Annotated in this window: 5 protein-coding genes and 3 pseudogenes; 3 read left to right on the top strand and 5 right to left on the bottom strand. The window is 44.2% G+C overall.

The window, feature by feature from the left end; all coding sequences use genetic code 11:
• Nucleotides 1–100: 100 nt before the first annotated feature.
• Nucleotides 101–1783: an immunoglobulin-like domain-containing protein gene (locus KIV40_RS21775; RefSeq protein ID WP_285351278.1), complete on the bottom strand. Its 1683-nt coding sequence runs from the start codon at nucleotides 1781–1783 to the stop codon at nucleotides 101–103.
• 373 nt (nucleotides 1784–2156) lie between these two features.
• On the opposite strand from KIV40_RS21775, the gene KIV40_RS21770 reads away from it, so the two are divergent.
• On the top strand, nucleotides 2157–2537 hold the full coding sequence (locus KIV40_RS21770; protein WP_285351276.1) for a cystatin domain-containing protein: 381 nt from the start codon (nucleotides 2157–2159) through the stop codon (nucleotides 2535–2537).
• A gap of 86 nt (nucleotides 2538–2623) precedes the next feature.
• On the opposite strand, the gene KIV40_RS21765 is transcribed toward KIV40_RS21770, so the two are convergent.
• From KIV40_RS21765 to KIV40_RS21750, 4 genes and pseudogenes are all read right to left on the bottom strand, one after another.
• Entirely contained in the window at nucleotides 2624–5680 is a 3057-nt protein-coding gene (locus tag KIV40_RS21765) for an SMC family ATPase (RefSeq protein ID WP_285351275.1), read from the bottom strand.
• Between the two features lie 9 nt (nucleotides 5681–5689).
• Nucleotides 5690–6829, bottom strand: a complete 1140-nt coding sequence (locus KIV40_RS21760) for an exonuclease SbcCD subunit D (RefSeq protein WP_285351274.1) — start codon at nucleotides 6827–6829, stop codon at nucleotides 5690–5692.
• Between the two features lie 131 nt (nucleotides 6830–6960).
• Nucleotides 6961–7371, bottom strand: a pseudogene (locus KIV40_RS21755) (DDE-type integrase/transposase/recombinase); the annotation flags it as partial.
• Nucleotides 7372–7548: 177 nt separating this feature from the next.
• Nucleotides 7549–7908, bottom strand: a pseudogene (locus KIV40_RS21750) (transposase); the annotation flags it as partial.
• 34 nt (nucleotides 7909–7942) lie between these two features.
• Between KIV40_RS21750 and KIV40_RS21745 the strand changes: the two are divergent.
• Both KIV40_RS21745 and KIV40_RS35615 read left to right on the top strand, forming a co-directional pair.
• Nucleotides 7943–8782 (top strand): annotated as a pseudogene (locus tag KIV40_RS21745) (serine/threonine protein kinase); the annotation flags it as partial.
• A gap of 660 nt (nucleotides 8783–9442) precedes the next feature.
• A partial coding sequence (locus KIV40_RS35615; RefSeq protein ID WP_375164876.1) for a tetratricopeptide repeat protein occupies nucleotides 9443–9822 on the top strand: 380 nt, incomplete at its 3' end.

Below are 9822 nucleotides of genomic sequence, written 5' to 3'. Positions count from 1 at the left end.
ACACTTGAAAGAGTTCAAAAAAAATCCCCAAGCTATAAGCTTGGGGATTTGTGTATAAGAGACAGCCAGTGAAGGAGGCTTGCAACAACTAATGGGCTAATTACAACTTATCCCAAGCGTCTGACCAGTAAACGGTTTCACCTGGCGCATAAGAAGGGTTTGAACACCAGCCCGTGTATGGCCATGGTTTACATTGATACAAGTTGCCATCTGAACCTGTGACAATGTCACCTGCTTCATACGTTTTTCCAGATTCATACGGAGGGTAACTGCTGCCATCAGAAACAATCACAGAGCGTTGCGCAGTCGTAGTTTGATTAGCACTGTCCGTTACGCGGTAAACCAAGTCGTAGACACCTAGTACGTTCACATCTACGCTGCCTTCTATACGCACTTGATCAGTCAAATCACCGTCTTCTGCATCCGTCGCTTTTACGCCTGCCATTGGGTCAAAAGCGTCACCAAGCTGGATGGTCGTATCTGCGACACCTTCAAACTCAGGCACTAGGCTGTAAACAACAACCATTCTACTTTGCTTGGTTTCATTGTTGTCGCTGTCTTTTACACTGTAAACCAAAACATATGTGCCTACCGTGTTCACATCAACTGAACCTTCGACAGTGATGCTGTTGGTTAGGTCTCCATCTTCTTTATCAGACGCAGTAACACCTGCATACGGGTCAAATGAACTACCGTGATGCACACGAACATCGTTGAGGCCACTAAACACTGGTTCACCTTCACTTGGTGGTGGAGTCTGCCCGTGGATAAACGGACCGTAATCCTTCACGAATTTTTCACCGTACGCTTGGCCATTTTTATCGGTGCCCATATCCCAGTTCACCGACCATGTCATTACGCCACGAAGTGCCTGCCCTTGCGCTTTAAGTTGATCAAACGCGTCGTAAAGGTCTTGAGGGTTTTGAACAAAGCCCGTTGCAGCAGCATCAATGTTAGATGGGATACCAAACACCAGTTTGTCATGCGGGATTTTGTGGAAACCGCGTGTACCGTTCGATAGAGCGTCCGAAATGTAGTAAATAAACTCTTGTTTTAACTCATCATTGTTTTGCGCGATCCAACCCACGCCATCAACCCAAATACCGTCACCACCTTGATTGTAAAACTGAGGGTTGATCCAATCGTAGTACCCTTCTAAACCAGTAATGTAAGGAACATACTTGCCACCTTCTGTTAGATAAGGGAATTCAGGCGCCATCGTGACTAGGAAGTTCTTACCTTGTTGTTGATAATGCTCTTTTACAAGGCGAAGTGCAGCTGGAATTACGGTTTGGTTGTTCTCTGCCGTTACTGCTGACTGCTCTAGATCGATATCTAGACCATCAAAACCGAACTTATCCGTTAAACGAATAATCTCTTGTGCGAACGCTTGTTCGTCACCAGTTCTAAGTTCAACGTGAGCATCTGCGCCACCAAGAGCGATGAGAACGGCACGTCCTTGTTGGTTTAGAGCTTCAATTTGATCAATGAATTGTTGTTCTGAAAGGCCGATATTTGGATCGAGCTTAAAGGTTGGGATACGACCTTCACTGGTATTGAATACCTTCATAAAGGAGACGTTAACCACATTGTACATAGGATCAACTTCATCCAATGTTACACACGGTGCATTACCTCCCTTGTAACCAGCGCCATCGCACCAGTTATGCCAGTAACCCACTACGACACCACCATCAGGATTTACCATCTCATTAGCGGATGCGACGTTCGCAAGACCATTCAAACCCATTGCTACTGCTAGATATAGCGCTTTTTGCTTCATCGTGTTACCTCTCATCCATTTTGTTTCATCACAACAATCATTCAGTACTTTGTATTGGCACTTAATGAATTTCGTTTGGATTATATGGCTGAGCTAAGAAAACAGATACACTTACAAAGTTATGTTTTTAATGTCTATTTTATAATTGTGATCTTAATTCACGACGCGAAATGAACCGTAAAGCTGCGCTCGCAATTAAGCGTGACGTTCTATCAAAATCCCACAAAAACTTAACCAATCTTCTTTTTTTGGAGCTCGCTCGCAACGATTTCATCAGGATTTAACCCTCTGCATATCAAAAGTTTGCACAACGTAGACATTGTGCTTTAACACCGAGCTTTATAATACGTGCTTGCAAACAGAGGTTAATTTTATGAAATTAAAAACCGTGTCAGCTTGCGCTATCTTGATTCTTCTTGCTGGATGTCAGCAAAATACTCAAGATGAAGCGGCACAACCAACAACCTCGGCAGATGTATGTAATACACAAGGAAATATGCCAGGTGGGTGGAATGAATTTGACGCCACCCCAGACGCTCAAAAGGCTATGGCCTTTGCCCTAAAGAAAATGGAAACTCTCGCTTCGTTTAAACAGATCTTGTCCGTTCATGCACAGGTTGTTAGTGGCGTGAACTACGCGATAGAGTTTGAATTGAATGATGGCTCAGTTTGGAACACGGTTGTTTACCGCAACCTTGATGGTGAATATGCGATTACGCAATCGCCGAAGGAAGGTCGCTTCTGCGAACAGTAAGTGCTTCGAGACAGAGAAACAAAAGCCCCGCTGTTTTACACCGTAATCTAATGGGGCTTTTGCTTATGTACGTTTACAGGTATTGATTAAGAATCAAATACCATCTGAGATTTCACAGAAACTGTAGAACCAAGTCGCGACGGTTCAACATCAATACGCTGCGCCATTTGCTCTTTCAGTTCAGATACGTGAGAAATCACGCCAATCATGCGACCCGTTTGTTGTAAGTCGACCAAGGTTTGAATCGCAAGATCCAATGATTCCGGATCTAAGCTGCCAAAACCTTCATCAATAAACAGCGTATCCAAGCGAATACCACCACTGTAAGACTGCACAACATCAGATAGACCGAGCGCTAATGCCAACGCTGCCATGAAAGATTCACCACCTGATAACGTCGCAACATCGCGCGTTTTACCTGTGTAGCTGTCCTCTACTACCAAATCCAAGCCTCGCCCTGCCGCACCTTTGAAGCCTTCAGTTTTACGAGCCAAGATATAACGGCCTTTGCTCATCAGGCTTAAACGCTGTGACGCTTGAATCAACACGTCGTCTAATAACACACCAAGGACAAATCGGTGCAAACTGATACGGCTACCCGTTTTACCGCTTGCAACGTCATACAAGGTCCCAAACACTTTGTATTCGTCTTCTAACTTAGTGTTCTTATCATGCAACGTAGCGATGTCATTACGGACTTTCTCTAGACGTTCAAACAAAGAGCGCGTGCTATCAAGCTGATTACGCGCTTCAACGTAATTTTGCTGATTGCTGTTTAGCTTAACGTTAAGCCCTTCTAAATCTGGTAACACCAAGTCTTTCAACGTTGAACTTAAATCTGCCAAAGTTTGTTCTAGCTTGATTTGATTCTGTTTGAACGCATCAATTTCTTGCTGCCAAACCTGCATCTCAGCTTCATCAACTTTACTTGCTAGGAATTGTGCTTCATCCTCGAATGCGCTCGCCTGCAACGCTTGCGCCCAATCAGTTTTGGCTGTGTTCAAATGCTCTAGTGCCTCATTCAACCACTGTTGATTGGTTGTCAGTTGGCTTTCAATATTGGTCTTCGCTAGCACGGCTTGTTGTAAATGGTTTTGTGCAGTCTCTAATGAAGTATTCAAATCCGTAATCTGTTTTTGAATCGCAACAATGTCTTGCTCAAGAACTTCAAGAGATGAGTACTTGGCATCTAACGAAGCAGACAGTTTAGCCAGTTGCTCTTGGTTCACTTTAATCGTCGATTCATTCGCTGCCATCTGGTTTTGCAGATCATTGATCTTACCTTCCCCAGTAACACAACGCTGGTTTAACTCATTGACGCTTTGTTCCAACTGAACCAAGTTAATCGATGACAATTGCTGTAGACGTTCATTGAGCTGCTGCATGGACGCTTGTAACGTGCCTAAATCCATTGATGCGTTTTGACCAAGCTCAACGGATAGTTGCTCAATCTGCTGCTTGTATTGTCCAATTGCGATATTGTGCTGCTCCAACTGATTGTTCAATTGGTTAAGCGCAACTTGCCCTTCTCGCTCCGTATTTCGAGCACGCTGAACTTGCTCTTTTGTTACCTCTTCACCAACAAATTGAGCGGGTTGAGGGTGTTCTGCACTACCGCACACTGGACACATTTCACCGGCTTGTAAGCGCTGAGCCAATACAGCGGCTTGAGCATTGTGCCAGCTCAATTCAAGTGTATCTGCTGAGCGTTGAAGTTCAACGTACCGCGCTTTTGCTTGGTCAACCGAAGCTTGTTTACTAGGCGTCAACGTATCCAATTTCGCCAGCTCTTGGTTTAACCCTGTGAGCTTCTGTAGATCTTGCATCAAACGTTGCTGCTGTTTTATCTCAGCCTCTACACTGCCAATACTTGCAACATCGACTCGAGCTTGATCCAGTAACTTCTGACCTTGTTGCGCCTCTAGCGTTAACTTCTCTTTCAGAGCGCTATATTTCTTCAATGTTGCTTCAAACTCGGATTTTTGCGTCAAACCTGTGTTAATGGCTTTCTCTAGCTCTGACTTTTCAACCAACTTTCCTTTCATGCCTTCAAGTTGGTATTGCTGCTCTGTCAGTTTTGGCAATTGTGCGGCTTGTTCTTTCGCGGTTTGCAATGCGCCTTCTTTGGATTTTACCGCGTCATTTGCCACAGTAAGATCCTGAGAAAGCTTAGCCACCTTTTGCTCAAGTTCTTGCGTTTGCTTTGAGGCGTTTTGTAACGTGACATAAGGCAACTCAACCTTGCTTGCCTTCTTCGCATTGTCTAACTGCAATTGACGTGATGAGATAGCATCGCTCTGTTCCAAATGTTGCTTCAATGCAATTTCGGCTTGCTCACGCTTTTTGAACTCATTGCTCAGCGCTTCTGCTTTTTGCAGTTCCGTTTTTACCGTATTTAATTGCGCCAGAAATTCTTGCTCTTGCTTTTGTACAGATTCAAATTGAACAGATAAGGCTTCGCGCTGCTCTGTCAACTCCGCTTCTGAAGAAACACCAGCCACCTGCAGTGCGCCTCGAATTTGGTTATCAAACTCGTCTTTGGCTTTGCTAATAGCACTCGCTTTGTCTTTCAGTGCGTATTCAATCTTCTTGTAGATATCCGTTTGGAATAGCTGACCAAAGATCTCTTCCCGCTCTTTGGATGTCGCAAGTAACAACTCTCGAAACTTACCTTGTGGCAACACCATCACTTGGCGGAACTGAGTTTCGTTCAAGCCAATAATATTGGTCACTTCTGTCTTTACTTGCGTTGTTTTGCTAGTGATGAGCTTTTCTTCGTCCGTAATCTCATACAAAGCTGCGGTATGCTTACGCACCGTCATGCCCTCACCACGCGCCTTTGGTGCTTCTTGTTCTGGTGAGCGAATCACTCGATAACATTTGCCGTGTAAAGAGAACTCAAGTGTAACTTCAGTCAATAGCGTTGGCGCTGCCATATCGCAACGCATTTGAATGCCTTGACGCTCGTTACCCGTCGTTTCACCATAAAGCGCAAAACAAATCGCATCGAGAATCGAGGTTTTACCCGAACCAGTAGGACCATTGATAAGAAACAGAGGGTTAGTTCCCAGCTTGTCGAATTCAATCGTTTCTGTTTGAGCAAACGGACCAAAAGCCTGCATTGTCAGTTTAATGGGTTTCATGTTTGGTCCTTACTGAGCTTGCTGAGAAAGTTGTTTGATGATGTCACTGATCGCTTGATCTTGTTCTTGCGATAATTGGCTTGCTTGCGCTTCCGAGAAGAAGTCTCGGAACATGTCTATCTCACTTCTCGCCAACTTCGCTTGCGCCATCTCCTGCTCGACACCAATTAACATGCCCGGTTTTTCTAGGTGCAAAACATTCGGGTAAACAGTACGTAGCTTTTCCATTGGGTTTAAGATTGCGTACTTATCTATCAAACGCACCAACAAGTAGTCTTCGTTTTTTGGATCAGTTTTGCCCTGCTCTATTACTTGTTCAAGTTCACCTTCAACGATTCGCATCTCATGAGGTGCGGCAAAGTTAATGTGCTCTGCCGAGACAAAACCGTTTTGGTCGAATTCCACCAGCGTGAAACCTTTCTTCTGGTTTTGTTCACCAAAGCTGTATTTCATCAGTGAACCAGAATAACGAATGTATTCTTCGCCTTTTTTCTGTGGCTGATGCAAATGCCCCAACGCCACATAATCAAAGTTGAGGAAATGCTCGTGACTGACACGGTCGGAACCGCCAATCGAAAGTGGACGCTCAGATTCAGACTCAATGGCACCATCGACAAAGCAGTGGCTGACTAACACGTTACGTTGCTCTGATTGGAACTGCTCAGTGATTTTTTCTGCGAGTAGCTTGTGCGCTTGATCGTGGGTCGAAACGGGTTCTTGATAGGAAAAACGGACTTGCTCAGGATCATTGTAAGGCATGCCATAAAAAGCCACTTGCCCTGCGCTTTCTGTTTCAATAACAACAGGGGTAAGCATGTCTTCGAAGTTACTGATAATGTGAAGACCCGCATTTTTCATCTGTTCTGAGCCAAAACCTAGACGCTCAGCACCATCATGGTTGCCAGAAATCAGAATCATCGGCGTGTTTAGCTCACCACAGATTCGCTTCACCACTTTGTTAAGTAGTTCAATCGCAATGGTTGGTGGGACAGAACGATCATAAATATCACCAGCAACAACCACCGCATCAACAGGGTTGTTTTCAATATATTGGATTAACTGGTCAATAACGGCTTGCTGATCGTCAAGCAAAGAGACGTTATGAAACTGTCGGCCAAGGTGCCAATCTGAGGTATGGATAAACTTCATTCGAATTCACTTTCTGCCATCAATATGGCGCTATCTTATTGTCCCCCTAGGATATCGTGAGTTCGTAAGCTTTTCATGTGGTTTGTGTAACCAGCAACTGTAAGTCATTAAATACAACCAATTCTTAAGGAATTCTGTTCAAACATGACACCAGGAGGCTTTCCACGGCTCTCATAGGCCATGGTCAAAGCCTTGCCAGTCAATGCGCTATCTGGTGAGCTAGACATCGCCCAACCGATGACTTTTCGGGCGAACAAGTCAATAACAACCGCTAGATAAGACCATCTCTGTCCCGTCCAGATGTAGGTCACATCGCCGCACCAGACTTGATTCGGTTCAGTTACCGCAAACTGGCGATTTAACCGATTGGGTATATGAACATGTTCCTTTTGTGTTTTTTTGTACGCATATTTCGGTAGTTGGCAACTGATTAAGTCTAATTTTTTCATGAACTTACTCGCTCGATAACGACTAAGTGGAATGCCTCTCGCCGTTACTATATCAGCAATGGTTCTCGCCCCTGCGGAACCATTGCTCAGCTCATAAGCTCGACGAACTTCGGCACGAACAAGCACACGCTGTGACGACAGAGATTTATTCTGTGAATACAGAAAACCACGGGTTTACCCGTGGATGAATGCCAATTCCAAAATTACAGCGTTAGCTGTTTGTAATTTTGGTCAACGCTTTAGCGTTGTCACGGTAAGTACCCCGGGCATGCCCGGGGGAATCTTCCTCTATTTGCCCAATAACGATAGCTACTGCGATGAACCCCAAACACTTCACAAAGCCTTTTCACAGCATAACTCTTCTTGAGTTTCTCGATTATCGAGAACCGTTCAGGGAGTCTGACATCAAGAGAGCCGTAGCTTTTTTAGAATTTCCTTTTCTTCTTCAATACGCTTGATTTTCTTTTTACGGTCGCGGATTTCTCTTTGCTCTGGAGTCAACGGTGATGTACTTGGTGCTTTACCCGCTCTTTCAGCTTTGAGTTGTCTTACCCAGCTTTCTAGCGTAGTTCTTCCAATGCCCATAGCTTCGCAGGTTTCTTTGTAGGTTCGTCCCTGGTCAAGCACCAGTTGAGCACATTCAAGCTTAAATTCTGGGTTAAAAGTGCGTCTTTATAAGCCTCATCTCCTGGGCGAGTTTGAATCGAAAATCGATGATGTACTGAATTCCGATGTCACCACTTACCCAAATTACGATCAAATTGAATCCATCTTGCAACAGGCAAAAGTTTACTACCCGGACTCACACAAGATTGAAGTGTTGGCACTGGATATTCAATCAAGTAAGCACTCAACGCTTCTTTCTATTGCACGGCAGATAAACAGCCACTTAGAAAAATCCGTTTATGCTCAAGTTGAAGACGAGAAGTCGATTTATGATCTTAAGAATGAGCTGCATGAAATCCACCAAGACTACCCGTTCACATCAAGCTCTCTTGCCAGTGAAGTTTTTGGGCAACACCTAAATGAAGCCCTTCAGTTAAGAGATGCCGCCGCTTTAGTGACCTTGATTAAGGTGGGCAATACATTCTTTGCTGAATCCGAAGAACACAAAGAAAACTTGGCTTTCAGCAATGCCATGAAAGATGCCGTGCTCGAAATGAAAATGTACGAAACAACCAAAGAGAGTACTAACCCTCTAGCTTTTCCGTCTGATGCAGCAAGACTTCTCTACCAAGAAGAGTTTGAAGGGTTGCATTACCGATTAAAACAAGCTCGTACGACGGTTAACCTAGATAACCTGGTGAAAGATATTGACGCGTTTGCTGAAAACTTCCCACCTGGCTTTCAAGATATCAACGATCTACGATTTCAGACTGCAGATAAGTACCTTCAGTTTTCCGATTTCTTATTAAACAAACGAAAATCTAAGAGTGCACGTAGAGCGATGAAGAAAGCGAATGAGCTTTTAAAACGCGTAGAAACGGAAGCTGAACAGAGTTAACGCCTACAAAAGTTGATAAGGGGCATATTACCCCTTCTTTGTCTTAACAATCACTTGCCTTTATGCAAACTGGTGACTAACTTTATTTTAGAGTGTGCTAATTCGTACAAATGGGTAGAAGTTTGACTACAGGGAAGTTTGAAAGTCGATAATATCGGTATTTTAGTCATAGATGACTGCTCCACATCCGCAACGTTGATTAAACATCAACTGGTTTCGCTCGGGGCAAAAATGTCTAACATCACATGCGTTAATAGTGCTCAGCAAGCAATGAGTGCAATAAAAACACGTTTCTATTCTTTCATCATTATGGATTATCACCTTTCGGAAAAACGCCGCTGGTTTGGATCTGATCAATTTAATCAGCCGCACAAAATTAATATCTGATACCACCGCGGTACTCATGATATCGGGAGATGCAAAACAAGAGACTGTCCTAACTGCACTTTCTGGCCATGTTAGACACCTACTCACTAAGCCTCTACAGACAAAAGCGTTGCAGACTAAAATGCTTACCGCTTTGCAAGAGCAACATCACCTTGCCGAAGTGAAACAATACTTGAGCAGAGTCGAGAAACTTTCCCTCGCAGATGTCGCGCAGCTACACAAAAAATACGCGAACAGCGTTTGTGTTGAATCACTCTTAATCGATACCTTAGTGTGGACACGAAACAGTTTGAAGTTCTCGAGCACTTTCTTCCTTTTTGCAACGACAAAGAACACGCCAGTCGAATCTGTGCTGAGGCTTTCTTACTCCACCAGAAAGGCAAGATACGCGAGGCTGTTGAAGTTCTGGCAAATTACGTCACACACAACCCACTGTGCTTAAGAGCGATAGATAACCTTGTTGGGCTATACGAGACACTTGGACAGCACAATAACGCTTCAATCCTCGCTAATAGAGCATTCGAGTTAACCACTAGCAACAGCGCTAGGCTTGTTACCGTATCCAGAATCTTGTCGAAGCTCGAACAGTATGATCGGCTGTATGAAGTCGGCTACCTTTATGCTTCCAATGTTTCCCCCTCTGGCAGGATAGT

This window comes from Vibrio sp. D173a, from assembly GCF_030248475.1.
This window is presented reverse-complemented; position numbering and strand designations above follow the sequence as displayed.

Excerpts from the sequence above, each read along its gene's own strand:
- KIV40_RS21775 (WP_285351278.1), bottom strand. The coding sequence starts at position 1,783 with ATGAAGCAAAAAGCGCTATATCTAGCAGTAGCAATGGGTTTGAATGGT.
- KIV40_RS21770 (WP_285351276.1), top strand. The coding sequence starts at position 2,157 with ATGAAATTAAAAACCGTGTCAGCTTGCGCTATCTTGATTCTTCTTGCT.
- KIV40_RS21765 (WP_285351275.1), bottom strand. The coding sequence starts at position 5,680 with ATGAAACCCATTAAACTGACAATGCAGGCTTTTGGTCCGTTTGCTCAA.
- KIV40_RS21760 (WP_285351274.1), bottom strand. The coding sequence starts at position 6,829 with ATGAAGTTTATCCATACCTCAGATTGGCACCTTGGCCGACAGTTTCAT.